This window comes from Aeromicrobium sp., assembly GCF_037719875.1.
GTDB lineage: Bacteria > Actinomycetota > Actinomycetes > Propionibacteriales > Nocardioidaceae > Aeromicrobium.
In genome coordinates this window covers 204,407-228,384 of record NZ_JBBJMJ010000002.1, presented here as the reverse complement: position 1 = coordinate 228,384, position 23,978 = coordinate 204,407, and the positions used below count along the sequence as shown (strand labels likewise).

The window sequence follows — 23,978 nt, the reverse complement described above, 5'->3', positions numbered from 1 at the left end:
CCCTGTGGCCACTTCAGCACACTCGTGATGACGTCCTGCGGGGGTGGTCGAGTCGAAACGCTTGGAGCTCGCAGTCATACCAATCAGCCCTGAGGCCGAGATCCGTCATGCCGAGTCGGCGGCAGACGGCCTGTGACGGGGCGTTGTCCGGATCAGTCACGGCATACAGCTCCGGTATGCCCGCCGCGAACGCGCGCCCGACGAGGGCCTGCGCCGCCTCAGTCGCATAGCCGCTCCCCCACACGTCGGGGTGGAAGTGCCAGCCGATCTCCATGTCGTCGCGATCGAGTCCGGCGCTGCTCGGGATCGGCACGAGCACCACGGTGCCGACCGGCACTTCCCCCGCCGAGACGAGGAAGATCCCGGCGGCGGGGTGGTCACCGATCCGCTCGGGCTGACCGGCGATACGGGCCACCGCCTCGTCCCGATTCACCATGGGAATGCCCTGTCGGCTCCATCTCGCGACCTCCGGCCGGCCGAACAGGTCGAACAGGAAGTCTGCGTCTGCGGCCGTCATCGGCCGCAGGGTCAGCCGCGAGGTTTCGATCGTCCCGGTCACTCCACGGTTCTATCAGCCGGCCGATTCTGTCTGCGGTGCGGCGCATGCTGAGGTCATGGACGCCTCGACACCCCGATCAGTGACGGCTTCTGCGCCGGTCGATCGACTAACGTCATGACCATGTCGCAGGCGGTTACCCGCTCACCCTCAGCCATGGCGCGCCGCGATCTGGGCGCCCGCCAGGCCATCGTCGCGGCCTGCGTCGCCATGGCGGCGGTGACCGGCCTCGACCTCATGGACGGCCGCCTCGGTCTGTTGTTCTCCCTCGGATTCATCCTGATCGCCGTGACCGCGCCGCTGGCCGTCGACGTACGCTCGCTGTTCCCCACCGGCGTCCTGCCGCCTGCTCTGTTGATCGGCAGCCTCTTGCTGGTGTGCATGTTCGCCTCGTCGGCGATCCAGGTCGACGGGCTGGCCAAGGACGCCGGGCTGGTGGCGCGCTTCATCGCCGCCGTGATCGACCATGGCCTGACCCTGGTCATCGGCCACGGCCTGGCGCTGGGCATCATCGCCCTGCGGATCCTCACCGATCCCGACCGATGAGCCGGCTCGCCTAGCCGCTCGCCTGGTCGATGAAGCACCAGCGCCAGGCCTCGCCCGGCTCAAAGCTGCGCATGACCGGGTGCCCGGTCTGCTCGAAGTGCCCGGTGGCGTGCTTGTCCTCCGACGAGTCGCAGCACCCGACGTGGCCGCACTCCATGCACAGCCGCAGGTGGACCCAGTCGAGGCCTTCGGCGAGGCACTCCTCACAGCCCGCCGGGGTCCGGGGCGGCGGCACGGAGCACGCAGCGGTGAGGTGCTCGCACGCACCCTCGGCGTCATAGCTCGGGCGCAGATCGGTCTCGCGGTCGGCGGTCGTCTCGTCCTCATACAGACGGTCGAGGATCGACTCCTCCACATCCAGGGCGTTCATGACCCGCGCCAGCACCGACTGGTCGATCGTGCCGAGGTCCCTGAGTCGCAACAGCTCGGTCCGCTCCCGCTCGAGCATCGCAGCCCGGATGCGGGAATATTGCGCGCTGGGCGTCCCAGTGCCCCCGAGTCGCTCCCACACCGCGTTCGTACGATCTGTGGCGCGCTGCCGCAGCCGCTGGACGACCGGGTCGGAGACGTCGCCGTCGACTCCTTCGTCGAGGTAGGACATCCCGGCCTCGGTCACGGACTGGAAGACCGTCGCCTCCTGCAGATGGTCCTCGTGCTGATCCGGTCCGTCGACCTTGAGCCGGCCGACAAGGTACGGGATGCTCAGCCCCTGGATCAGCAAGGTGCCGACCGTCACCACGAACGCCATCAGCACCAGGACCTCGCGCTGCGGGGTGTCTTCGGGCAGCAGGAATACCGCGGCCAGCGTCAGCACGCCACGCATGCCGGTCCAGGCGACCATGAAGATCGAGGTGACCGGCGGGCGTGGATCGGCCGCGGCGACACGTGGGATGAGCCGCGGGAGATATGTCGCCGGGAACACCCAGATGAATCGCAGCGCGATGACCGCGACCAGCACCGCAGCACACGAGACCCCGATACGGGTCGCACTCAGATCGCTGTCGTCGAGTGCGTTGACGATCGACCGGATCTGCAGGCCGATCAGCAGGAAGACCGCGTTCTCCAGGACGTACGAGATGGTGTTCCAGTTGGTCCGCTCGAACAGCCGCGACGACGCGGACTGGATGACCGGCGACTTGTGGCCGAGGATCAGGCCGGCCACCACCACCGCGAGTACGCCCGAGGGATGCGCGTCGATGCCGGGGAGGTGGATCTGCTCTGCGCCGACATAGGCGATCCACGGGGTCAGCAGCGACACGGCCACATCCGTGAGGTCGTCCTGGATGAGCGTGCGGATGCGACCGATGACGTATGCCACGGCTACGCCGACCAGGAGACCACCTGCGGCGGAGATCACGAATCCGCCACCGACCTCCCACACGCTGACGGTGCCCGCAATCGCCGCGATCGAAGCGCGCAGGATAACGATCGCGGTCGCGTCGTTGACCAGGCTCTCGCCCTCAAGGATCGTCACGACCCGGCGAGGGAGCCCCACCCGTCGGGCGATCGCCGTCGCGGCAACGGCGTCGGGAGGAGCGACGACGGCTCCGAGCGCGAAGCCGACCGCGAGCGGCACGTCGAGCAGGACGGACACCAGGAAGCCGACCCCGACGGTCGTGAAGATCACCAGCCCGATGCTGAGCAACAGGATGGGCCGCTTGTTGGCCCGGAAGTCGATCAGTGACGATCGGATCGACGCGGCATACAGCAGTGGCGGCAAAAGCCCGACCAGGACGAGCTCGGGGGTCAGCTCGAAGTCGGGCACGAACGGCAGGTAGGAGCCGACGATCCCGACGACGATCAGCACCAAGGGCGCCGACATGCCGATCCGGCCGGCACCGGCGCTGACCGCGACGACGATGGCCAGCAGGGTCACGAGGGTCAGGGCGGTGTCCACGGACCCATTCTCGCAGTCGGGACCCCACCTCCCGCCACGGTCGCGATCTCGCCGCAGGAGGCATACCGTGGAGGATCAGCAACGACCGACTTCCGGGGGGAAGCCTCATGCTCGCAACACACCGCCGACCGCGCCGCATCGCCTTCGGCCTGAGTGCCGCACTGGTGTCCGGCGCACTCCTCGCGGTCTCATCGGCCCCGCCGAGTAATGCGGAGGCTCCGATATCCGGAGGTACGTCCTCGGGAGCCACGGCGTACGGCAGCGGTGGGGCGGTGTCATCCGTCGACGCCAGCGCCAGTCGGATTGGCCTCGAGGTGCTCCGCAAGGGTGGCAATGCGGCCGATGCGGCCGTCGCCACCGCGTCGGCGCTGGGTGTCTCTGAGCCCTACAGCGCCGGCATCGGAGGCGGAGGTTACTTCGTCTATTACGACGCCAAGCGCCACAAGGTCAGCACGATCGACGGACGCGAGACCGCCCCGGCCGGGATCACGCGCGATGCCTTCATCGATCCGGCGACCGGCAAGCCCTACAAGTTCACCCCCGAGCTCGTCTCGTCCGGTGTCGCGGTCGGCGTGCCCGGCACGGTCGCGACCTGGCAGTCCGCGCTCGAGCGGTTCGGCACGAGATCCCTCGCCCGCACGATCGAGCCATCGGTCGAGCTGGCGCGCGAGGGTTTCGTCGTCGACGCCACGTTCCGCAACCAGACGCTCGACAACGCCAAACGCTTCGCGGCATTCCCCGACTCCGCCCGGCTCTTCCTGCCGAACGGTGATGCGCCCCAGATCGGCACCCGCTTCCGCAACCCCGACCTTGCCTCGACGCTGAGCCGCATCGCCCAGCAAGGCCCCGACGCGTTCTATCGCGGGGCTCTGGCCGAGGACATCGCCGATGTCGTGCAGCACCCGGTCAAGGATCCAGCGTCGACCCTGCCGGTTCCGCCCGGATCGCTCAGCACGCGGGACCTCGCGGCATATCGGGTCCGCCATCAGGACCCGACCAAGGTGTCCTACCGCGGCCTCTCGGTCTATGGCATGGCACCGTCGTCGTCCGGTGGCACGACCGTCGGTGAAGCGCTCAACATCTTGGAGAACTATCGCCTCGGCAGCGGGTCGAAGCTGGCCAGGAGCCTCCACCTCTATCTCGAGGCCTCGGCCCGCGCATTCGCCGACCGCGGGGCCTATGTCGGCGATCCGGCGTATGTCGACGTGCCGACCAAGACGCTTCTGAGCCAGAAGTTCGCCGACTCGCGGGCCTGCACGATCGACCCGGCGCAGGCCGCACCCAAGCCCGTAGCCGCCGGAGCGCTCGCCGGCTCGCGCTGCGCAACCACCAAGCACACCGAGAAGGCGGACACCGAGAACGTCTCGACGACTCACCTCTCGGTCGTCGACCGCTGGGGCAACGCGGCGGCATACACCCTCACGATCGAGCAGACCGGCGGCTCGGCCATGACCGTGCCGGGGCGCGGCTTCCTGCTCAACAATGAGCTGACCGACTTCACCGCCGTCTACGACCCCCAGGACCCCAACCGCATCGCGCCGGGCAAGCGCCCCAGGTCCTCGATGTCGCCGACGATCGTGCTCGACAAGGGCAGGGTCAGGTATGTCCTCGGGTCGCCCGGTGGCGCCACGATCATCACGACCGTGTTGCAGATCCTGCTCAACCGGGTCGACCTCGGCATGACGCTGCCCGAAGCCGTCGCAGCGCCGCGGGCCTCACAACGCAACGCAGTCACGACACCGGCCGAGCCCGAGTTCATCAGCGCCTATCAGGATCTGCTGGCTCCGTTCGGCCACAAGCTGGTGCCGTCGGGTGACCAGTTCACCTCGGCCGCCGAGATCGGCGCCGCCGCGACGATCGAGGTCGGGCGGCGGGGCCAGCTCATCGCCGTGGCGGAGCCGAAGCGGCGAGGCGGCGGGTCCGCACTGGTGGTGCGGCCCAACCGCTGAGCGGGTCACTTATAGGGGATGCCCGCTGCTTTCATGTCGCGGCGCAGCTCCGGCGGGAGGGCAAAGATCAGGCTCTCGTCGGCGGTGCGCACGGCGTCGGCATCGGGGTGGCCGTGCTCGCTGAGATAGCCCAGCACTTCCTGCACGAGATCATCCGGCACCGAAGCGCCAGAGGTGACGCCGACGTGCTCGACGCCGTCGAGCCAGGCCTCGTCGATCTCGGAGATGTCATCGATGCGATAGGACGCCTTGGCGCCGGCCTCGAGCGCAACCTCCACGAGGCGTACGGAGTTGGAGGAGTTGGCCGAGCCGACGACGATCACCAGATCGGCGTTCTTGGCGATCTCCTTGACCGCGACCTGGCGATTCTGGGTGGCATAGCAGATGTCGTCACTCGGCGGATCCTCCAGCTGCGGGAACTTCTCACGCAGCCGCCGCACCGTCTCCATGGTCTCGTCGACGCTGAGGGTCGTCTGGGAGAGCCACGACAGTCGCGTGCCCTCGGGGAACTCGAGGGCGTCGACATCGTCGGGAGTCTGCACGAGGGTGATGTGGTCGGGCGCCTCGCCGGCGGTGCCCTCGACCTCCTCGTGTCCTTCGTGCCCGATCAGCAGGATCCGATAGCCCTCGCTCGCGAAGCGTCTGGCCTCGTGGTGGACCTTCGTCACGAGCGGGCAGGTCGCGTCGATCGTCTTGAGGCTGCGATCGGCGGCCTCGGAGTGGACCATCGGCGAGACCCCGTGGGCGGAGAACACGACGGTCGCCCCCTCGGGCACCTCGTCGAGCTCTTCGACGAAGATCGCGCCTCGCTCGGACAGGTTGTTGACGACATGCTTGTTGTGCACGATCTGCTTGCGTACGTAGACCGGGGCCCCGTAGAGGTCCAGCGCCTTCTCCACCGTGATGACGGCGCGATCGACACCGGCGCAGTATCCGCGCGGGTCGGCGAGCAGCACGCTGCCGCCGACGGGGGGCATGCCGAGCTCGATCGTGGAAGCCATGTGGACGAGTCTAACGGTGTCGTGGGGAGACCCTAGGGTGTGCGTATGGCCTTGGAGACGACAGCGGACAAGCCGGCACCGCTGCGGCAGATCTCCCAGCTGCTCGACGGATACATCGGCCGGCTCGGCACGGTGTGGGTCGAGGCCGAGATCGCCCAGCTGACCCGCCGCCAGGGCGTCTGCTTCCTCACGCTGCGAGACCTCGAGGCCAAGATCTCGATCGATGCCAAGTGCCACGTCAGCGTGCTCGACGGGTCTCCTGCACCCATCACCGAGGGGTCGCGCGTCATCGTCAACGCCAAGCCCTCGTTCTATGCACCGCGCGGCACCCTCGCGCTCGACCTTCGGGAGATCCGCCCGCAGGGCGAGGGCGCGCTGCTGGCCCAGCTTGAGCGCCGCAAGCAGTTCCTCGCGGCGGAGGGGTTGTTCGATCCCCGTCTCAAGAGGCGGCTGCCGGTCCTCCCCCGCGGCATCGGCCTGATCACCGGCAAGAACTCGGCAGCCGAGCGCGATGTCCTCCAGAACGCCCGGTTGCGCTGGCCGGACGTACGTTTCGTGGTGCGCCACGCGTTGATGCAGGGCAACGGCTCGGCGCTCGACGTCATGCGCGGCCTCAGCGAGCTGTCCGCCGCCGACGCGATCGACGTGATCGTGATCGCGCGCGGCGGGGGTTCGGTCGAGGACCTCTTGCCATTCTCCGACGAGGCGCTGATCCGGGCGGTGCACGCATGCTCGACTCCCGTGGTCAGCGCGATCGGCCACGAGCCGGACACCCCGATCCTCGACCTGGTGGCCGACCTGCGTGCCTCGACACCGACCGACGCCGCCAAGCGGATCGTGCCCGATGTCCGCGAAGAGCTGGCCGGGCTGGCCTCGATGCGCGAGCGCTCCTCTCTCGCGATCCGTGCGCTGCTGGGCCGGGAGATCCAAGGATTGTCCGCCCTCCGGTCGCGCCCCGTCCTGGCCACCCCCACGACCCTCGTCGACGTCCAGCAAGGCCTGATACACGAGGCGCGCGACCGGGCTCGGCGCTCGCTGGGCCACCGGTTGGACCGCGCCGGCGACGAGGTCGGGCACCACCTGGCACGCATACGCGCCCTGTCGCCGCTCGCGACGCTCGAGCGCGGTTATGGCGTGGCGCAGCTGCCCGACGGCACCGTCATCACCTCGGTCGGCCAGGTCGATGCCGAGGCCGAGTTCACGGTCCGGGTGTCCGACGGCCTCATCGGCGTACGCACCCTGACCACCGAGACCATCCGATCCGCAAGCAAAGAAGGCGACCATGGCTGAGGCACCCACCGACCAGGCGGCGCAGACTCCCGACCTCCCCTACGAGCAGGCCCGCGACGAGCTTATCTCCGTCGTGCAGCGGCTCGAGGTCGGAGGCACGACCCTTGAGGAGTCACTCGCGCTGTGGGAGCGCGGCGAGGTGCTCGCCGGCATCTGCCAGCAGTGGCTGGACGGGGCCCGCAGCCGGCTGGCAGCCGCGGCCGGTCAGGACGCGGAGAGCGACGACACGTAGTCCTCGATCACGGCACGCGGCGCGGTGCCGTTGACCAGCGTCGTGAGCCCATCCTCCCGCCGGACCAAGGTGAGCCGGTTGTTCGGCCCCTTGCGGACGGTCCAGGTCTCGCCCGCTATGTCCGCGGTGCCGCCGGCCTTGCTGTCGTCGGCGAATCGGTCGACCGCCCGTTCGACACCGACCTTGACCTGTTCGAGCCCGACGTAGTCCTGGTCGTCGGTCAGCACGCCGAGATGCCACGAGTTGGGCTCGAGGCGTGCGGAGGTCGCCTTCCAGCCCGGCGGCAGGGTCGCAGGGGCGAGCAGCTCGAAATCGGCGGCCGGGCGAGCCTGTCCGACGATCGTGGCGTAGTCGATCGCCTCGACCGGGTCATCTGGCGTCGTCGTGAAGAATTTGCCGAAACCCCACACCGCGAGGACTATCGCCGCGATCACGACCACCGACCGCACGATGTCGCCCATGGCCGGATTGCCACGGCTCGAACGGGGGGTGCTCATGGTTGGTCACTTTACGTGGCGCGGATGCGTACGAACGCGGCCGGTCGCGGCACAGGCCGCCCGCTAGGATGACCGCGTGGACAGCCTCCAGCCCGCCGCACAGGCCCCCGACCGCAACCTCGCCCTCGACCTGGTCCGCGTGACCGAGGCAGGAGCCATGGCCGCCGGACGATGGGTGGGCCGCGGCGACAAGAACGGTGCCGACGGTGTCGCGGTCAACGCGATGCGCACCCTGATCAACACCGTGCAGATGAATGGTGTCGTCGTGATCGGTGAGGGCGAGAAGGACGAAGCGCCCATGCTGTTCAACGGCGAGAAGGTCGGCGACGGGACCGGCCCGGAATGCGATGTCGCAGTCGACCCGATCGACGGCACGACGCTGACCGCCAAGAGCCTGCCCAATGCCGTGTCGGTCATGGCCGTCGCTCCGCGAGGCTCGATGTATGACCCGTCGGCGGTGTTCTACATGGAAAAACTGATCGCCGGACCCGAGGCGGCCGATGTCGTCGACATCCGCCTGTCGGTCGCCGAGAACATCGCGCTGGTCGCCAAGGCCAAGGGCATCTCCAACAGTGACGTGACGGTCTGCGTGCTCGACCGGGAGCGTCACCAGAACCTGGTCGACGAGATCCGGGCGGCCGGGGCCCGCATCAAGTTCATCATCGACGGCGACGTCGCCGGTGGCATCACGGCGGCGCGACCCGACACCGGCGTCGACCTGCTCGTCGGCATCGGCGGCACGCCTGAAGGCATCATCACCGCATGCGCCATCAAGGCGATCGGTGGCACGATCCAGGGCAGGCTCTGGCCGAGTGACGACGACGAGCGTCAGCGCGCGATCGATGCCGGACATGACCTCGACCGGGTGCTCTACACCGACGACCTGGTCCGCGCCGACGACTGCTTCTTCGTCGCGACCGGCATCACCGACGGCGAGCTGATGGCCGGCGTGCGCTACGGCGCCGGCAAGGCATACACCGAGTCGATCGTGATGCGCTCGCGCAGCGGCACGATCCGCAAGATCACCAGCGAGCACCAGCTCGGCAAGCTCAAGGCATACTCCTCGATCGACTACGAGCACTGACGCGGTCATGACTGGCTCCGGGGAAGAGTTCGCGTCGCTGCCCTCTGGCATCGACATCTGTTTCGAGACCTTCGGCGATGACGACGATCCGGCGATCCTGCTGGTCATGGGACTCGGTGGGCCGATGGGCTGGTGGTCGACGGACTTCTGCGAGCGTCTTGCCGCGCGCGGCTATCTCGTCATCCGCTATGACAACCGCGACACCGGTCGCTCGACCAAGCTGCGTCAGCACAAAGTCAGCAAGGTCGACGTCATCCGCGCCTTTGCCGGCCTCGCCAAGGCGCCGTACGGCATCGGCGAGATGGCCGAGGATGCCTTCGGCCTGCTGGACCACCTGGACATCGACCGCGTCCACCTGGTCGGGGTCTCGATGGGCGGCATGATCGCCCAGACCATGGCCATCTCTGACCCGCATCGCGCGCTGTCGATGACCTCGATCATGTCGACGACCGGCAGCCGCAAGGTCGGCTGGCAGCACCCGAGGGTCATCCCCGCGATGCTCGCGTCGGCCGGCCGGACCCGTGACTCCTATGTCGCCCGCTCGGTCCGAACCTCGACGATCATCGGCTCACCGGCGTTCCCCAGTGACGAGGAGACTTCACGGGCCCGCGCCTATGAGACGTATGACCGTGGCTGGATCGCCAGCGGCGTCGCCAGACACATGCTGGCAGTCCTGACCCAGACCGACCGCACCAAGGAGCTGGCCGACCTCGACCTCCCGGTCACCGTGATCCACGGCCTCAGCGATCCGCTCGTGCACCGATCCGGCGGCAAGGCCGTGGCCAATGCTGTGCCCGGCGCCGAGCACATCGAGATCGCCGGCATGGCCCACGACCTGCCGGTGCAGCTCTATGACACCTACGTCGACGCGATCGTGCGAACGGCCGAGAGATCCGTCTCCGCTGACTGATCCGTATCTGCGGCGCGACCAAGGAGCCAGGCTCCGCAGATGATGATCTAGAGTGCTGCGTATGTCGCACATACGGATCTCTGATGCGGCCCGCTTCCTCGGGGTCAGCGACGACACCGTCCGTCGATGGGTCAGCAGCGGCGCACTGGCGTCGGCCAATGACGCCTCGGGCCGGATGGCGATCGACGGACGGGAGCTCGCCGAGTTCGCCAAGGCGCAGGCCGGCACGCCGCTGGAGTCGGGTTCGCCGACCTCGGCCCGCAACCGACTCGTCGGGCTGGTCACCGGCGTCAAGGCCGACCACGTCATGGCGCAGGTCGACCTGCAGTGCGGACCGTTCCGCATCGTCTCGCTGATGAGCAGCGAGGCGGTCCAGGAGCTGGGTCTTGAACCCGGCTCGGTCGCCGTGGCGGTCATCAAGTCCACGACCGTCATCATCGAGGCCCTGGAAGGCAAACCATGAACCGCACGCTCGCCACCCTCGCAGCTGGATTAGTGCTCACCACCGTCGCCGCATGCGGCTCGTCGGACTCCGACAGCGCCTCGGGCGACGCGACGAAGGCACCCGAGACGACGACCATCACGGTCTTCGCTGCCGCGTCGCTCAAGGACACCTTCACCGAGATCGGCAAGCAGTTCGAGGCAGCCAACGACGGGGTGACGGTGACGTTCAACTTCGCCGGATCCTCCGATCTGGTGGCCCAGATCCAGCAGGGCGCACCAGCAGACGTGTTCGCCTCCGCGGACACCAAGAACATGGACAAGGCAACCGGCGACGATCTCGTCGAGGGCACTCCGCGCGATTTCGCCAAGAACACGCTGCAGATCGCCACGCCTCCGGACAACCCGGCCAGGATCGCCTCGATCGACGACCTCGCCGACTCCGGCGTCAAGGTCGTGCTGTGCGCCGCCGAGGTGCCGTGTGGAGCGGCCGCGGCCGGCGTCGAGAAGGCCGCCGGCGTCGACATCAAGCCGGTCAGTGAGGAGCAATCGGTGACCGATGTGCTGGGCAAGGTCGTCTCGGGTGAGGCCGATGCGGGCCTGGTCTACGTCACGGACGTCAAGGCAGCCGGTGACACGGTCAAGGGCGTGACGTTCCCAGAGTCGGCCGAGGTCATCAACACCTATCCCATTGCGGCGCTGTCGGGCAGCAAGAACGCCGGCGTCGCCCAGGCGTTCGCCGACCATGTCGTGGGCGCCAAGGGCCAGGCCGTGCTTGCCACGGCAGGATTTGCCAAGCCGTAGCGTGACGACCAGGCAGCAACCCTCCGGCGTACCGCGCTGGGTGTTCATCCCCGCGGCACTCGGGGCATTGCTGATTGTCCTCCCGCTCGCGGCGATGGCGTCACGGGTCGAGTGGGGCGAGTTCTTCTCGCTGATCAGTTCGGACTCCTCCCGTGCTGCGCTGTGGCTGAGCCTGCGTACGTCCGCCGTGAGCACACTGCTGTGTGTCGTCCTGGGCATACCCATGGCGCTGGTCCTGGCGCGTACGTCCTTCCGCGGGCAGACCCTGCTCAGGTCGCTGGTGCTGCTGCCGTTGGTCTTGCCGCCGGTCGTCGGCGGCATCGCGCTGCTCTACACGTTCGGGCGCAGAGGCCTGCTCGGCGAGACGATCGAGGTGCTCGGCCTGCAGATCGCGTTCTCCACGACGGCGGTGATCATCGCGCAGACCTTTGTCGCGCTGCCGTTCATGGTCGTGAGCCTGGAGGGTGCGTTGCGCACGGCCGGCCACCGCTACGAGACAGTCGCGGCGACGCTCGGCGCCCGGCCCACGACGGTCCTGAGACGGGTGACGCTGCCCCTCGTGCTGCCCGGGTTGGCGGCCGGCGCTGTGCTCTCATTTGCGCGAGCGCTGGGTGAGTTCGGTGCCACCATCACCTTTGCCGGGAGCCTCGAAGGTGTGACCCGCACGCTCCCGCTCGAGATCTATCTGCAGCGCGAGAGTGACCCCGACGCCGCCGTGGCTCTGTCGTTGGTCCTCGTGGTCATCGCGGTTCTGGTCATTGGGCTCGTACGCGGTTCGCGGAGCAGTGCGCTGTGACGCTCCACCTCGATGCGGTGATGGCCGACCGCGACCTGGACGTCTCGCTGCAGATCGCCACGGGTGAGATCGTTGCGATCCTCGGGCCCAACGGTGCCGGCAAGTCGTCTGTGCTTGAGGTCATCGCCGGGATCCTGCGGCCGGACTCCGGGCGGGCGACCCTCGACGACGATGTGCTGTTCGACCTCGACCTCGACATCTGGCGGCCAGCCCACGCACGCGGCACCGCGCTGTTGGCGCAGGACCCGCTGCTGTTCCCTCACCTCAGCGTGGTCGACAACGTGGCGTTCGGACCGCGTAGCGCCGGGCATACGCGATCGGATGCGCGCGCCACTGCCTCGAGCTGGCTCGCGGAGGTCGACGCGAATGAGCTCGCCGACCGTCGGCCGGCCGCGCTCTCGGGGGGCCAGGCCCAGCGCATCGCGGTCGCCCGCGCGCTGGCCGCCGACCCCCGGGTGCTACTGCTCGACGAGCCGATGGCGGCGCTCGACATCACGGTGGTCCCCGCGATGCGAAACATGCTCAAACGCGTCCTCACCGACCGCACTGCGGTCATCGTCACCCACGAGGTGCTGGACGCGCTGCTGCTCGCCGACCGCGTGATCGTGATGGAGGGCGGCCGCATCGTCGAGGAAGGTCCGACCCGCGAGGTGCTGACCCGTCCGCGGAGCACGTTCGGGGCAGGCATCGCCGGGCTCAACCTGATGCGAGGTAGTGCTGTCGGCGGGTCTGTGCGTACGGCCGACGGTTCCGTGGTCGCCGGCATGACCGAGGAGCCGGTGCCCGACGGCAGCGCGGCAGTCGCGGTCTTCAGCCCCAGCGCCGTCGGCGTCTATGTCGCTGCGCCGGCCGGCAGCCCTCGAAATGCATTCGCCGCGACGGTCCGCGAGCTCGAGCCGCGCGGCGCCCAGGTCCGGGTGCGCACCGACGAGCTGAGCGCCGACGTCACGCTTCCTGCCGTCGCCGAGCTCGACCTCGCGCCGGGCACGCAGGTCTTCCTCGTTGTGAAGGCGAGCGAAGTCGCGATCTATCCCGTATGAAGGGGGGAAACCTAAAACAAAACGGGACGGTGTGTAAGGTAACTGTCATGACCAGCGCCCTCGGCCGCCCACGGGACGCCCGCACGCATACCGCCATCCTTGCGGCCACCGTCGAGCTCGTCGTCGAAACCGGCTACGGCTCGCTCGCGATCGGCAACATCGCCACCCGGGCGGGAGTGGGCAAGGACGCAATCTATCGGAGGTGGCCGGGCAAGCCCGAGCTCGTCTACGAGGCGGTCTTCACCTCGGTCGACGCGAGTCCCATTCCGGACACCGGCACGTTGATCGGCGACGTCACGGTTCTCGTGGCCGGCCTGCTGGATGAGTTCGCTGCGCCGGCGGCGGCCGCCGCTCTGCCCGGCCTGCTGGCCGACTTCGCCGCCCAGCCCGCCTTGCGGGCGCGCATCAGGGAGGACTTCCTCGCCCCGGCCAAGTCGCGATTGATCGAGCTGTTCGACCGCGCAGCCGCGCGCGGTGAGCTCTCCACGGACATACCCGTCGATCTCATCCTCGACAGCCTCGCGGGCACCGTGCTCTTCCACGTGGGGTTGGTCGGCGCGCCTGTGCCTCCCGGGCTCGCCGACCGGCTCGCCGAGATGATCGTGCTCGGGATCCAGACCCGATGAACCTCTGGTTGCTCAGCGCGGGTGTCCTGACAGCGGCCGTGGCCGCAATCCACGTCATCCTCGGTCACGTCGATCCCGTTCGACCGCTCCTGGGCTCGGCCATCGCCGAGATCCCGAAGCGGACTCTGCACGCGGTCTGGCACCTGGTCAGCGTCGATCTGGTCCTCGGCTCGGCAGCGCTGATCTATCTGGGCATCTCCCAGCCAGCCGGCAGCGGGCTCCTCGCCACTGCCCTGGCGGCCCACTTCGGTGCATACGCAGCAGTCTTCCTCCTGCTCACACTCCGCCTCGACCGCCCACAACGCGCAGTCGCCCTGCCGCAGTGGCTGCTGTTGCTCCCCATCGCCGTCCTCAGCGGCTTCGGAGCGGCGGCATGAGTCACGCCAACCGAGCTGCCGGACTGCGCCCAGATGGCATCGCTTCCGCCGCTGGCCTCGCTGCTGCGGCAGCGATCCATGCCGTCTGGGCGAGCGGGTCGTCGTGGCCCGCGAGCGACCGCGACGAGCTCGCCGATCTCGTCGTGGGGACGCGTCCCATGCCCGGCCAATCGCTGATCTGGGCGGTCACCGGTCTCATTGCCGGCGCTGCGGCCGTCGTGGCGGCAGACGCCGGGCTCATCCCACCGCTTGCCCGGCGCTTTCCGCGACAGGTCCGCAGGGGGGCCAGAACCGTCGCCGTAGTGCTGACAGCTCGCGGCGCAGGCGGCCTGGTGATGTCCGGCCTCGCGGTCGGCAACACCACCGAGCTCTTCCGCCGCTCGGATGTTCGCCTCTACTCGCCGCTGTGCATCGCGCTGGCCGCCGGGATCGTCACTGGTCGGCGGAGATATCTCACGCCGGAGCGATGAAGCGGATCGGGCTAACGTACGGGATATGACGCCCATCGATCGCACAGAGTTCATCACCGCCTGCCACACGACCTTCACGCTGGCGAGCTCCCCGGAGGTCGCCGAGGCCTGGGCTCTCGAGAGCGCCTGCGCCGGTATGACCGTGGGCGGCCTGACCCACCACGTCCTCGCCCAGGTCAGACACGCCGTCGGCTTCCTGTCTGAGCCCCCCGCGGCTGAGGCGCCCATCCCACTGCTGGAGCACTACGCGCAAGCCGCGTGGGTGGAGGCAGCACCCGAGGACGAGGCCAACACCTCGATCCGCGACGAAGCAGACGTGGCCGCCGCCATCGGGCCGCAGGCCGTGCTGTCCAACGCCGAGCCGCTGCTGCCCCGCCTGCCTGATGTGCTGGGCGCGCCTCGCGACCCGGACACCGCACACATCCCATGGCAGGGCTGGTCGCTGGCCACCGACGACTTCCTCGTGACCCGTGCGATGGAGCTGGTCGTGCATTCCGACGACCTCGCAGCCAGCGTGGGTCTGCCGACGCCACAGTTCCCCGACGGACTTGTCGCACATGTCGTGGACCTGCTTGCCGGCGTCGCCATGCGGCGCCACGGTCAGGTTGCCGTGGTTCGCGCGCTGAGCCGTCCCCAACGCGCTCCGGCCTCGATCTCGGCCTTCTGACCCAGGCCTGCGCCGTCCTGCCGCCGCGAGGTCCCGACCGCAGCGATATCGTGCCAAGCATGACCGAATACCGCATCGAGCACGACACCATGGGCGAGGTCCGCGTCCCCGCCGACGCCCTCTGGCGAGCCCAGACCCAGCGAGCCGTCGAGAACTTCCCGATCTCCGGCACGCCGATCGAGTCCGCGCAGATCCGCGCCCTCGCCCAGATCAAGGCGGCCTGCGCCCAGGCCAATGCCGAGCTGGGCATCCTCGACCAAGACATCGCCGACTCGATCGTCGCCGCTGCCGAAGAGGTCGCCTCGGGAGCGCATGATGCGCATTTCCCGATCGACGTGTTCCAGACCGGATCCGGCACGTCGAGCAACATGAACACCAACGAAGTGCTCGCGACCATCGCGACCGCCTCCCTCGGCAAGGACGTGCATCCCAACGACCATGTCAACGCCAGCCAGTCCTCCAACGACGTCTTCCCGACCTCGATCCACGTCGCAGCCACGGCCTCGGCAATCAACGAGCTGATCCCTTCGCTCGATCACCTCGCGACGTCGCTGGAGGCCAAGTCCAAGGAGTTCGCGAGCGTCGTCAAGTCCGGGCGTACGCACCTCATGGACGCAACACCGGTCACGCTGGGCCAGGAGTTCGGCGGCTACGCACACCAGATCCGTCGCGGCATCGCGCGCGTCGAGGCGTCGCTCCCGCGTACGGCTGAGGTCCCGCTCGGCGGCACCGCGGTCGGCACCGGGATCAACACGCCGATCGGCTTCCCGCAGCGCGTCATCGAGATTCTCGCCGACAACACCGGCCTGCCGATCACCGAGGCCACGGACCACTTCGAGGCGCAGAGCGCGCGCGACGGCCTGGTCGAGATGTCGGGTCAGCTTCGCACGATCGCGGTCAGTCTCACCAAGATCTGCAATGACCTGCGCTGGATGGGATCGGGTCCGCGTACGGGCCTCGGCGAGATCGCCCTGCCCGACCTGCAGCCCGGCTCGAGCATCATGCCCGGCAAGGTCAACCCCGTGCTTCCCGAGGCCACGCTGATGGTCGCTGCCCAGGTCATCGGCAACGACGCCACGATCGCCACGGCGGGTGCTTCCGGATCGTTCGAGCTCAACGTCATGCTGCCGGTCATCGGCCGCAACATCCTTGAGTCGATGCGTCTGCTGGGCAACTCCTCGCGCGTGCTGGCGGACCGGTGCATCGACGGGATCACCGCCAACGAGGAGCGATGCCTCGAGCTTGCCGAGTCGTCGCCATCGGTTGTCACACCCCTCAACCGGTTCATCGGCTACGAGAACGCCGCGAAGATCGCCAAGCAGTCGGTCAAGGAGAAGAAGACCATTCGGCAGGTCGTCATCGAGCTCGGCTTCGTCGAACGCGGTGAGATCAGCGAGGAAGACCTGGACAAGGCGCTCGACGTCATGTCCATGACCCACCCCTAACCCCACCCCCCACCCCCACGCTGACGGGTCACTTTTCGTCCGCTGACGGGTCACCTTTCGTTCCCTGACGGGTCAGTAGTTGTCCGCCGTAGAGCAGCAGTCGCAACCACATCTGACCCGTCAGCAGGCAGAAAGTGACCCGTCAGCGGGCAATAAGTGACCCGTCAGCGGGCAATAAGTGACCCGTCAGCGGCGGTGGGCCAGGAGGTAGCCGTCGGCGTCGTGGATCAGCTCGTATGTCCCCCCATGCGCCTCCTCGGCGTAGGCAACGACGTCGACCGGTGAACCGATTCCGCCCGCAGCATCGAACAGGACATATGTCGGTGTGACGCCATCGCCGATCGAGCCCCACCAGTAGACCGTGTGATCGGTGACCAGATGACTCATCATCGCGATATCGGTCTCGACGCTCGCGCCCGCGGGCACCTTCGCGATGACCTCGCGAGCGGCACCGGCCCGCGGCGCATCACGGTATGTCTCGGAGTCGAGCAAGGTCGCCAGCGGCGAGTTGACCAGCGTGAACCCGGTGACGACCACCGCGACCGCCGTCGCCCACCTCAACCGTGGCCACCGCCGCATCGTATCGATCATCGCGACGAACACGATCGGCATCAACAGGAGCGAGTAGTGCCACTCCGTGCCCCAGTAGTAGGCGTTGTCGCCGGCAAATCGCCACGCGAACGTCGGCAGCACCAGCAGGACCCACGGCGACGCCAGCGCAGCCAGCCCGGTGACTCCCACCGTCAGGGCGACGGTCGCGAGCTTGCGCCCCGGCTCGTCGAACAGGGTCGCGACGATCCCGCGATCGCCGCCCAGCGACGACGTATAGGCGTACGCATCACCGGGGTTGAATGCCGGCACGATGACCAGCAGGATCACTGCCATCGCGGCCAGGCCGACCCCCGCAAGCACGACGCCGCGGCGCCGCTCCCCTGCCCACCACAGCAACCCGCCGATCACCGCGACTGTCAGCCCGAGATCCTCCTTGACCAGCAGCAGCGGCAGGGACCACAACACGACAGCGCCGAAGCGCCGCTCCACGTATGCCGCGCCAGCAAGCGCCAGCAGCGGCGCAGCGAAGGCCACCTCGTGGAACTCTGCCTCGACGGCGGACTGGAGTCCGAACGACACCCCGTACGCCACTGCGATCACCGCCCCCGTCAACGTGCCGAGGTGCCTCATCGCCAGCGCCGCGATGACCGCGACCGAGACCGCGATCAGCACGACCTGGGCCAGGGCAATCGTCTGCGCCGACGGGATCAGGCGATAGACCGGAGCGATGAGCACGTTGACCGGCGAGAAGTGGTCGCCGAGGATGTTGAAGCCCGGACCCTTGACGTCGACGATCGGCGCGCCCGAGCGCGCATAGCCCTTGACCGCCTGCTCGAAGATCGCGTGGTCCCACGACGAGATCGTGAAGCGGCGATAGCGGACCAGCGCCAACACGGCATACGCCGCGCCGACCGACAGGGCGATCAGCGCGGCGACGAGTCGCTGGCCGCGGGTCAACGGGCTCATGGGCCGAGCGTGAGGTTCTCACCGGTCTCGGGGTCGAAGACGTGAACCTTGAGCCTCGGGATGACGACGCGGATCGACATGCCGGGCCGCAGGGGACTATCGGCGGCGAGCTCGGCGACCAGGAAGTTCTGAAACAGGTCGAACTCGAGCAGATCCTCCACCTCGCTGAGCAGCTCCTCGACCTCGGGCGCGATCTCATAGCCGAGGTAGGCGAACTGGCTGCTGCCGCGCCACTCGACGTCGTCGATGCGCGTCGTGAACTCCACCCGGTCGGTCACGGCCTGGCCGCCCTGGCCCGTCGCGTCGTAGCAGTGCTCGGGGCGGATGCCGGCCACCACGACACCTCGCCCGCCGATGCGCTCGAGCAGGTTGTCGTCGAGCAGCATCGTGGCCAGCGGCGTGACGAGCTGACGACCCATCGGGAACGCCGGGACGAGGTTCATGGGCGGCGATCCGAGATAGCCGGCAACGAACATGTCGGCCGGCCGCTCGTAGAGATCGCGCGGCGTGCCGACCTGGTGAATGAAGCCCTGGTGCATGACTGCCACCCGGTCGGCGATGCTCAGCGCCTCCTCGACGTCGCTGGTGGTGAAGATCGACGTGCGTTCAGAGTCGTTCTGCCACTGAGTCGTGACCGAGCGCACATTCGTACGGACCCGCTCCGACTGCTGGGAGAAGGGGGTATCGAGCAGGTATGCCTTGGCGTCGCGCACCAGCGAGCGTCCCAGCGCGACCCGCTGGCGCTGGGCATCGTCGAGATCGTTCGGCTTGAGCTCGAGCAGCTCGCTGAGGGCCAGGAAGTCGGCGACCTCGTGGATGCGCTCGGACAGCTCGGCGCGGTCGTAGCCGCGGCGGAGGGTCGCGGCAAATGCGAGATTGTCGAACACATCGAGGTGTGGATGCAGTGCGAAGTCCTGAAACACCATCGCGAGGTCGCGCCCCCGCGGGCCCACCCCGTTGACGACGGCGTCATCGATCAGCACATCCCCGGAGGTCTGCTCCTGCAACCCCGCCAGGGTGCGCAGCAGCAAGCTCTTGCCCGCACCAGATGGACCCGTGATGGCCAGGGTCTCCCCCGCCGGCACGGTGAGGTTGATGTCGTCGAGCAACGGACGGTCGCCCGTGCCCTTCATCGTGAGGTTGCGGACTTCGATCGAGGTCATCGGTAGGACCTTCCCAGGAGTTGGTTGATCCGTCGGGGGAACACCAGGAGCAGGAGGAGCGCGGGCAGGATCCACAGGAGCCCCGCAGCTGCGACCGCCGAGCTCGATCCCTCAAGCTGACCGGTCGCCAGCAACAGCGTCGCCGGGAGCGGCCGGGAGGCGTCGTCGGATGACAGCGCGGCACCCAGCACGAAGTCGTTGCAGCCGGCCAGGAACACCAGAAGTGTCGCCACGAGGACGCCGGGCGCGATGTGGGGCACCCCGAAGCGGCGCAGCGCCTGCACCCACGTTGCCCCATCCGCACGCACAGCTTCGCGCAGCGACCACGGGACGTCGCGGAAGATCGTGACGCACAGCCAGATCGCGAGCGGCAATGTCACCGTCAGCGCGGGCGGCACGAGCGCGAGCCGCGAGCCGAAACGATCGAAGGCGATGATCTGGTCGGCGAACGGCCCGGCCAGCGCGACAAGAGGCACCAGCAGAGCCGCCAGCACCAAGCCGTACGCAAGGCGGCGACCGCGAACGGGCTGGCGCACCAACGCGTAGGCAGCACCGATCGCCAGCGGCATCGCCACCAGCGTGGCGATGCCCGCCACCAGCACCGAGGTCACGGCTGCTCGCTGGAGTATGTCGGAGTGCAGCGCACCATCGAAGGCGCTCCACGAGATGCTCTGGGGCAGCACCGTGCGTGAGGTCTCGCCGACAGGTGCTGTGGCGACGGAGAATGTCCAGAGCAGGGGCACCAGCGTGAAGACGGCGAACAGCTCGATGCCGATGATCGACCAGATTGACAGCGCGCGCCGGGTGTCGGCGAACAAGATGCCCGCGGCACTGGTCAGGATGAGGGCGATCGCGACGGCGACCCAGATCCACAGATCGGGTCTCGAGATCCGGATGATGCCGTAGTTGGCCACCGCGAACCCGAGGACGAAGGCGAAGCCGGAGGCCCAGAGGCGCGAGCGCAAGGAGGGTGTCACACGAGCCTCCTCACCCGGAACAGCTGCACCATGACCAGGCCGAGCAGTCCCACGATCAGCAGGAGCACGATCGACATCGCCGCACCGAGGCCGAGCTCCAGGGAGGAGAATGTGGTGTCCCAGATCATCAGCGGCGCCGTCCGGATCGTCGCCCCCGGCTCGTCGACCAGCAATGGTCCCTCCAGGATCCGGAACGTGTCGAGCGCCCGATACGTCGCCGCGACGGCGATGGCCGGCCCCATCGCGGGCAGGACCACCCGCTGGAACCGCTGCCATCCCGTCGCCCCGTCGGCGACCGCGGCGGCCACCAACGAGCTCGGCACCCGCAGGAGCCCGGCCAGCAGGATCACGGCCGTGATGCCGGTGCCGCGCCACAGCTCGCCGATCGTCACGCCGACCAGCGATCCGAACTGGCCGACCTCACCGAGCCGGAACCACTCGGCAGCGAACCCGGTCGTGACCGCGTCGCGCCACACGACCGCCGACACAACAGCCAAAAGCGCGAAGGGAATGAGGACCAGGACGCGGGTCACCGGCCAGAGCACCGTCAGCCGGCGCAAGGATGCTGCGAACGCAAGACCGATCAGCAGCTGCAGAAGCACCACCACGATCACGATGGCGAACGTCGTGGCCACCGCGGCCCACCACGGCCGGTTGGTCAGCACGTCGACGTAGTTGTCGAGGCCCACGAACGTACGGTCGTCAGGGCTGGTCAGCGAGTAGGAGTGCAGAGAGTTCCAGACGCCCCGTCCGATGGGCCAGCCGGTCACGACCAGCAGGACCACCACGGCCGGCGCGAGCCAGCGCCAGCCCCTCACGGGAGCTTCCCGGAGATCGCTGCGCGTACGGCCTTCTGGGACTGCGTGATCGCCCGGTCGGGCGCGAAGTCATCCAGCGGTAGCCAGGTGTCGGATATCGCCGCCTGGGCCACGTGCCAGTAGGGCGTCGCGGGCAGAGCCGCCCCCGTCATCACCGCCGGCTTCGTGACCGCGGCCATCGGATAGGCCCCCTTGACCCCCGGGTCGTCGTAGGTCGTGAGTCGACTCGCACTGTGACCGGCGCCGACCATGATCGAGCTGAGGTTGCCGGCGGACGTCAGGCAGCTGATCGCCGCGAATGACAGGTCGGACCGCGGCGCATACAGCGGCACCGCGAGCCCCACACCCGACAGCGGCGCGACCTTGGTGATGCCGACCACCGGGTATGCCGTCCAGCCCATGTCCGCGGCCACCGCGGCGACCGCTGGGTCGGAGATGACCGAGCTCGCTGCGAGCAGGAACCCGCCCTCTGGCGCGGAGAACGCCTTGAGCGCATCGCTCGACGGGCCCGGTCCGACCTTCGCGTCGAGATACAGCTCCACGATCGATGCGGCCGTGCGGCCGGATTCGGAGTCGAGGCCGACCTTCGCCTCGCGCCCGGTGCCGTCCACCAGGTCGCCGCCCGCCCCGACGACCAGCGCGTTGATCCACTGGGTCAGGCCGTTGCCGTCCGGGTCGTCGATCTGGATCGTCACGCCGAGACGTTCGGCTCCGGAGACGAGCTCGTCCCAGCTGATCGGCTCTTTGGTGTTGAGGCCCGCCCGCTCAGCGACGTTGCCTCGAAACCACAGCAGCTGAGGGTCGAACCACCAAGGCACCGCAACCAGCTGATCGTCGTAGGTTGCCGCGGCCAGCGCAGCCGGGGCGATGTCCTTGCCGAAGGCCGGGGCAAGCTCCTCGGGCAGCGGCGCAAGGAAGCGCGCGGCGGAGAACTCGGCTGTGAACTCCGAGTCGAGGCTGAGCAGGTCGATCGAGGTGTCCTCGGCCAGGAACCGGCGCACCAGCATCTCGTGGCGCGCGTCGACATCCTTGGGGAGCTGCTTGACCTCGATCTTGTAGGCGCCCCCGGCCGATGAGGTGCAGGTCCTCGCAAGGGCGGCCGTGTCGGCACGGTCAGGACCGACGTACCACGTCAGGGTCGGCGAAGCATCCGGCTTGGTCCCGGCCGATCCGCAGGCGGCGAGCGCACAGAGTACGAGTGCGGCCGCCGCGCGTGCACATACCCTCCCTGGTGCGCTCACGTGCGCAACTTTGCCACAGAGAAGGGCCCTTCCCGGGGCGTACCCGGAAAGGGCCCTCCTGTCACAGGAGTGTTCTCACGTCACAAGCTGACGTCCTCCAGCATTTCGGTGACCAATGCGGCGACCGGTGAGCGCTCCGAACGGGTCAGTGTCACGTGGGCGAACAGTGGGTGCCCCTTGAGCTTCTCGACCACTGCGACGACCCCGTCGTGGCGTCCGACCCGCAGATTGTCGCGCTGGGCGACATCGTGCGTGAGGACGACCTTGGAGTTGGCGCCGATGCGCGAGAGCACCGTCAGCAGGACGTTGCGCTCGAGCGACTGGGCCTCGTCGACGATGACGTAGGAGTCGTGGAGCGACCGCCCGCGGATGTGCGTCAGCGGCAACACCTCGAGCATCCCGCGATCCAGGATCTCCTCGATCACCGCAGGTGATGCCACGGCGCCGAGCGTGTCGAAGACCGCCTGCCCCCATGGCCCCATCTTCTCGGACTCGCTGCCGGGAAGGTAGCCGAGCTCCTGACCGCCGACCGCGTAGAGCGGACGGAAGATCACGACCTTCTTGTGCTGCCCGCGCTCCATCGTTGCCTCGAGACCTGCACACAGCGCGAGCGCTGACTTGCCGGTGCCGGCTCGCCCGCCGAGCGACACGATGCCGATCTCGGGATCCAGCAGCAGATCCAGCGCGATCCGCTGCTCTGCGGAACGCCCATGGATGCCGAATGCATCACGGTCGCCGCGTACGAGCTGGACCTCCTTGTCGGCCGTGACCCGGCCGAGCCCGCTGCCCTTGTCGGACACCAGCACCAGGCCGGTGTGGCAGGGCAGATCACGTGCCTCGGGCAGATCGAGGGTGCCGGCCTCGTAGAGCGTGTCGAGGTCGAGGCTCTCGAGCTCGAGCTCCCGCATGCCGGTCCAGCCCGAATCCAGAGCCAGCTCGGCGCGATATTCCTCGGCGACGAGGCCGACCGCCGAGGCCTTGACCCGCATCGGGAGATCCTTGGAGACGATCGTGACGTCATTGCCCTCGTTGGCCAGGTTGCGGGCGACCGAGAGGATCCTGGTGTCGTTGTCGCCGAGCCGGAAGCCGGACGGGAGCGACGACGAGTCGGTGTGGTTGAGCTCGACCCGGATCGTCCCGCCTTCGTCGCCGATCGGGAGGGGCACGTCCAGAGTTCCGTGCAAGACGCGGAGATCGTCGAGGAAGCGCAGGGCGCTGCGGGCGAAGTAGCCGAGCTCCGGGTCGTGCCGCTTGCCCTCGAGCTCGGTGATCACCACGACCGGCAGAACCACCTCGTGCTCATGGAAGCGGTTGACCGCGTTGGGATCCGCGAGCAGGACACTCGTGTCCAGGACGTACGTGCGGCGGACTGGACTCGAGCTCTGCTTCTCGATGCCCTTGGCTGATGCGCGTGATGCGGCCACAACTGTCTCCTCAACGAGCCAGCGCGCCACCCTGCGCCGGCCCTACTCGTGGGCGGGGAATCCGGGCTCAGGGGCGAGCGTCAACACTCTTCGAACGTACGACCGTGAATCGTCGATTCCGGGGACGACACGCTGATCTCCGAGTCACATCACGGTGATCAGTGCGGATGAGGAATGTGTCGGACCGGACGTGTCGGACCATCGTTGGG

25 protein-coding genes are annotated in these 23,978 nt (G+C 68.3%); 15 read left to right on the top strand and 10 right to left on the bottom strand.

Features of this window, described 5'->3' with window-relative positions; genetic code table 11:
• Positions 1–13 precede the first annotated feature (13 nt).
• On the bottom strand, positions 14–559 hold the full coding sequence (locus tag WKF39_RS03890; RefSeq protein WP_340385918.1) for a GNAT family N-acetyltransferase: 546 nt from the start codon (positions 557–559) through the stop codon (positions 14–16).
• A gap of 114 nt (positions 560–673) precedes the next feature.
• Here WKF39_RS03890 and WKF39_RS03885 point away from each other — a divergent pair, with 114 nt between their 5' ends.
• Complete coding sequence (locus tag WKF39_RS03885) at positions 674–1,102, top strand: DUF6542 domain-containing protein (protein WP_340385917.1); 429 nt, start codon at positions 674–676, stop codon at positions 1,100–1,102.
• Between the two features lie 10 nt (positions 1,103–1,112).
• Here the strand turns inward: WKF39_RS03885 and WKF39_RS03880 are convergent, their stop codons facing one another.
• Entirely contained in the window at positions 1,113–2,999 is a 1,887-nt protein-coding gene (locus WKF39_RS03880; RefSeq protein ID WP_340385916.1) for a Na+/H+ antiporter, read from the bottom strand.
• A 107-nt stretch (positions 3,000–3,106) separates the two neighbouring features.
• Here WKF39_RS03880 and ggt point away from each other — a divergent pair, with 107 nt between their 5' ends.
• A complete protein-coding gene (gene ggt / locus WKF39_RS03875; protein WP_340385915.1) occupies positions 3,107–4,948 on the top strand; it encodes a gamma-glutamyltransferase in 1,842 nt (613 codons plus the stop codon).
• 5 nt (positions 4,949–4,953) lie between these two features.
• Here ggt and WKF39_RS03870 read toward each other — a convergent pair whose 3' ends face one another.
• Positions 4,954–5,949: a 4-hydroxy-3-methylbut-2-enyl diphosphate reductase gene (locus WKF39_RS03870; protein ID WP_340385914.1), complete on the bottom strand. Its 996-nt coding sequence runs from the start codon at positions 5,947–5,949 to the stop codon at positions 4,954–4,956.
• Between the two features lie 45 nt (positions 5,950–5,994).
• Between WKF39_RS03870 and xseA the strand changes: the two genes are divergently transcribed.
• Both xseA and WKF39_RS03860 read left to right on the top strand, forming a co-directional pair.
• Positions 5,995–7,239 (top strand): exodeoxyribonuclease VII large subunit, encoded by a 1,245-nt coding sequence (xseA, locus tag WKF39_RS03865; RefSeq protein WP_340385913.1) that lies wholly within the window; start codon positions 5,995–5,997, stop codon positions 7,237–7,239.
• A complete protein-coding gene (locus tag WKF39_RS03860; RefSeq protein WP_340385912.1) occupies positions 7,232–7,471 on the top strand; it encodes an exodeoxyribonuclease VII small subunit in 240 nt (79 codons plus the stop codon). Before xseA ends, WKF39_RS03860 begins: the two co-directional genes overlap by 8 nt.
• Here WKF39_RS03860 and WKF39_RS03855 read toward each other — a convergent pair.
• Positions 7,444–7,968 carry a DUF4245 domain-containing protein gene (locus WKF39_RS03855; RefSeq protein WP_340385911.1) on the bottom strand — a complete coding sequence of 175 codons (525 nt, stop codon included), beginning with the start codon at positions 7,966–7,968 and terminating at the stop codon, positions 7,444–7,446. The genes WKF39_RS03860 and WKF39_RS03855 overlap by 28 nt on opposite strands.
• A gap of 76 nt (positions 7,969–8,044) precedes the next feature.
• Between WKF39_RS03855 and glpX the strand changes: the two genes are divergently transcribed.
• The 11 genes from glpX (at position 8,045) to WKF39_RS03800 (ending at position 16,628) form a co-directional block, all read left to right on the top strand.
• Entirely contained in the window at positions 8,045–9,052 is a 1,008-nt protein-coding gene (gene glpX, locus WKF39_RS03850; RefSeq protein ID WP_340385910.1) for a class II fructose-bisphosphatase, read from the top strand.
• Positions 9,053–9,059: 7 nt separating this feature from the next.
• Positions 9,060–9,962, top strand: coding sequence for an alpha/beta hydrolase (locus tag WKF39_RS03845; RefSeq protein WP_340385909.1), 903 nt, complete (start codon positions 9,060–9,062; stop codon positions 9,960–9,962).
• 61 nt (positions 9,963–10,023) lie between these two features.
• Positions 10,024–10,425, top strand: a complete 402-nt coding sequence (locus tag WKF39_RS03840) for a TOBE domain-containing protein (protein ID WP_340385908.1) — start codon at positions 10,024–10,026, stop codon at positions 10,423–10,425.
• Positions 10,422–11,207 carry a molybdate ABC transporter substrate-binding protein gene (gene modA, locus WKF39_RS03835; RefSeq protein WP_340385907.1) on the top strand — a complete coding sequence of 262 codons (786 nt, stop codon included), beginning with the start codon at positions 10,422–10,424 and terminating at the stop codon, positions 11,205–11,207. The genes WKF39_RS03840 and modA overlap by 4 nt, the downstream gene beginning before the upstream one ends.
• Before the next feature lies 1 nt (position 11,208).
• Complete coding sequence (locus tag WKF39_RS03830) at positions 11,209–12,003, top strand: ABC transporter permease (protein WP_340385906.1); 795 nt, start codon at positions 11,209–11,211, stop codon at positions 12,001–12,003.
• Positions 12,000–13,043 carry an ATP-binding cassette domain-containing protein gene (locus WKF39_RS03825; RefSeq protein WP_340385905.1) on the top strand — a complete coding sequence of 348 codons (1,044 nt, stop codon included), beginning with the start codon at positions 12,000–12,002 and terminating at the stop codon, positions 13,041–13,043. The genes WKF39_RS03830 and WKF39_RS03825 overlap by 4 nt, the downstream gene beginning before the upstream one ends.
• A gap of 47 nt (positions 13,044–13,090) precedes the next feature.
• Positions 13,091–13,669 carry a TetR/AcrR family transcriptional regulator gene (locus tag WKF39_RS03820; protein WP_340385904.1) on the top strand — a complete coding sequence of 193 codons (579 nt, stop codon included), beginning with the start codon at positions 13,091–13,093 and terminating at the stop codon, positions 13,667–13,669.
• The gene (locus tag WKF39_RS03815) at positions 13,666–14,046 is read left to right on the top strand and encodes a hypothetical protein (RefSeq protein ID WP_340385903.1); all 381 of its coding nucleotides are present in this window, start codon (positions 13,666–13,668) and stop codon (positions 14,044–14,046) included. Before WKF39_RS03820 ends, WKF39_RS03815 begins: the two co-directional genes overlap by 4 nt.
• On the top strand, positions 14,043–14,516 hold the full coding sequence (locus WKF39_RS03810) for a DUF3995 domain-containing protein (RefSeq protein ID WP_340385902.1): 474 nt from the start codon (positions 14,043–14,045) through the stop codon (positions 14,514–14,516). The genes WKF39_RS03815 and WKF39_RS03810 overlap by 4 nt, the downstream gene beginning before the upstream one ends.
• 25 nt (positions 14,517–14,541) lie before the next feature.
• Positions 14,542–15,183: a maleylpyruvate isomerase N-terminal domain-containing protein gene (locus WKF39_RS03805; RefSeq protein ID WP_340385901.1), complete on the top strand. Its 642-nt coding sequence runs from the start codon at positions 14,542–14,544 to the stop codon at positions 15,181–15,183.
• A 59-nt stretch (positions 15,184–15,242) separates the two neighbouring features.
• Positions 15,243–16,628 carry a class II fumarate hydratase gene (locus tag WKF39_RS03800; protein ID WP_340385900.1) on the top strand — a complete coding sequence of 462 codons (1,386 nt, stop codon included), beginning with the start codon at positions 15,243–15,245 and terminating at the stop codon, positions 16,626–16,628.
• 186 nt (positions 16,629–16,814) lie between these two features.
• On the opposite strand, the gene WKF39_RS03795 is transcribed toward WKF39_RS03800, so the two are convergent.
• From WKF39_RS03795 to WKF39_RS03770, 6 genes are all read right to left on the bottom strand, one after another.
• Complete coding sequence (locus WKF39_RS03795) at positions 16,815–18,146, bottom strand: DUF2079 domain-containing protein (protein WP_340385899.1); 1,332 nt, start codon at positions 18,144–18,146, stop codon at positions 16,815–16,817.
• A complete protein-coding gene (locus WKF39_RS03790) occupies positions 18,143–19,309 on the bottom strand; it encodes an ABC transporter ATP-binding protein (protein ID WP_340385898.1) in 1,167 nt (388 codons plus the stop codon). The genes WKF39_RS03795 and WKF39_RS03790 overlap by 4 nt, the downstream gene beginning before the upstream one ends.
• The gene (locus WKF39_RS03785; RefSeq protein WP_340385897.1) at positions 19,306–20,286 is read right to left on the bottom strand and encodes an ABC transporter permease subunit; all 981 of its coding nucleotides are present in this window, start codon (positions 20,284–20,286) and stop codon (positions 19,306–19,308) included. The genes WKF39_RS03790 and WKF39_RS03785 overlap by 4 nt, the downstream gene beginning before the upstream one ends.
• On the bottom strand, positions 20,283–21,104 hold the full coding sequence (locus WKF39_RS03780; RefSeq protein WP_340385896.1) for a sugar ABC transporter permease: 822 nt from the start codon (positions 21,102–21,104) through the stop codon (positions 20,283–20,285). The genes WKF39_RS03785 and WKF39_RS03780 overlap by 4 nt, the downstream gene beginning before the upstream one ends.
• On the bottom strand, positions 21,101–22,345 hold the full coding sequence (locus WKF39_RS03775; protein WP_340385895.1) for an extracellular solute-binding protein: 1,245 nt from the start codon (positions 22,343–22,345) through the stop codon (positions 21,101–21,103). The genes WKF39_RS03780 and WKF39_RS03775 overlap by 4 nt, the downstream gene beginning before the upstream one ends.
• Positions 22,346–22,425: 80 nt before the next feature.
• Positions 22,426–23,769 (bottom strand): PhoH family protein, encoded by a 1,344-nt coding sequence (locus tag WKF39_RS03770; protein WP_340385894.1) that lies wholly within the window; start codon positions 23,767–23,769, stop codon positions 22,426–22,428.
• Positions 23,770–23,978 lie beyond the last annotated feature (209 nt).

Excerpts from the sequence above, each read along its gene's own strand:
- WKF39_RS03885 (WP_340385917.1), top strand. The coding sequence starts at position 674 with ATGACCATGTCGCAGGCGGTTACCCGCTCACCCTCAGCCATGGCGCGC.
- ggt (WP_340385915.1), top strand. The coding sequence starts at position 3,107 with ATGCTCGCAACACACCGCCGACCGCGCCGCATCGCCTTCGGCCTGAGT.
- WKF39_RS03870 (WP_340385914.1), bottom strand. The coding sequence starts at position 5,949 with ATGGCTTCCACGATCGAGCTCGGCATGCCCCCCGTCGGCGGCAGCGTG.
- xseA (WP_340385913.1), top strand. The coding sequence starts at position 5,995 with ATGGCCTTGGAGACGACAGCGGACAAGCCGGCACCGCTGCGGCAGATC.
- WKF39_RS03860 (WP_340385912.1), top strand. The coding sequence starts at position 7,232 with ATGGCTGAGGCACCCACCGACCAGGCGGCGCAGACTCCCGACCTCCCC.
- WKF39_RS03855 (WP_340385911.1), bottom strand. The coding sequence starts at position 7,968 with ATGAGCACCCCCCGTTCGAGCCGTGGCAATCCGGCCATGGGCGACATC.
- WKF39_RS03845 (WP_340385909.1), top strand. The coding sequence starts at position 9,060 with ATGACTGGCTCCGGGGAAGAGTTCGCGTCGCTGCCCTCTGGCATCGAC.
- WKF39_RS03840 (WP_340385908.1), top strand. The coding sequence starts at position 10,024 with ATGTCGCACATACGGATCTCTGATGCGGCCCGCTTCCTCGGGGTCAGC.
- modA (WP_340385907.1), top strand. The coding sequence starts at position 10,422 with ATGAACCGCACGCTCGCCACCCTCGCAGCTGGATTAGTGCTCACCACC.
- WKF39_RS03820 (WP_340385904.1), top strand. The coding sequence starts at position 13,091 with ATGACCAGCGCCCTCGGCCGCCCACGGGACGCCCGCACGCATACCGCC.
- WKF39_RS03815 (WP_340385903.1), top strand. The coding sequence starts at position 13,666 with ATGAACCTCTGGTTGCTCAGCGCGGGTGTCCTGACAGCGGCCGTGGCC.
- WKF39_RS03810 (WP_340385902.1), top strand. The coding sequence starts at position 14,043 with ATGAGTCACGCCAACCGAGCTGCCGGACTGCGCCCAGATGGCATCGCT.
- WKF39_RS03805 (WP_340385901.1), top strand. The coding sequence starts at position 14,542 with ATGACGCCCATCGATCGCACAGAGTTCATCACCGCCTGCCACACGACC.
- WKF39_RS03800 (WP_340385900.1), top strand. The coding sequence starts at position 15,243 with ATGACCGAATACCGCATCGAGCACGACACCATGGGCGAGGTCCGCGTC.
- WKF39_RS03795 (WP_340385899.1), bottom strand. The coding sequence starts at position 18,146 with ATGAGCCCGTTGACCCGCGGCCAGCGACTCGTCGCCGCGCTGATCGCC.
- WKF39_RS03790 (WP_340385898.1), bottom strand. The coding sequence starts at position 19,309 with ATGACCTCGATCGAAGTCCGCAACCTCACGATGAAGGGCACGGGCGAC.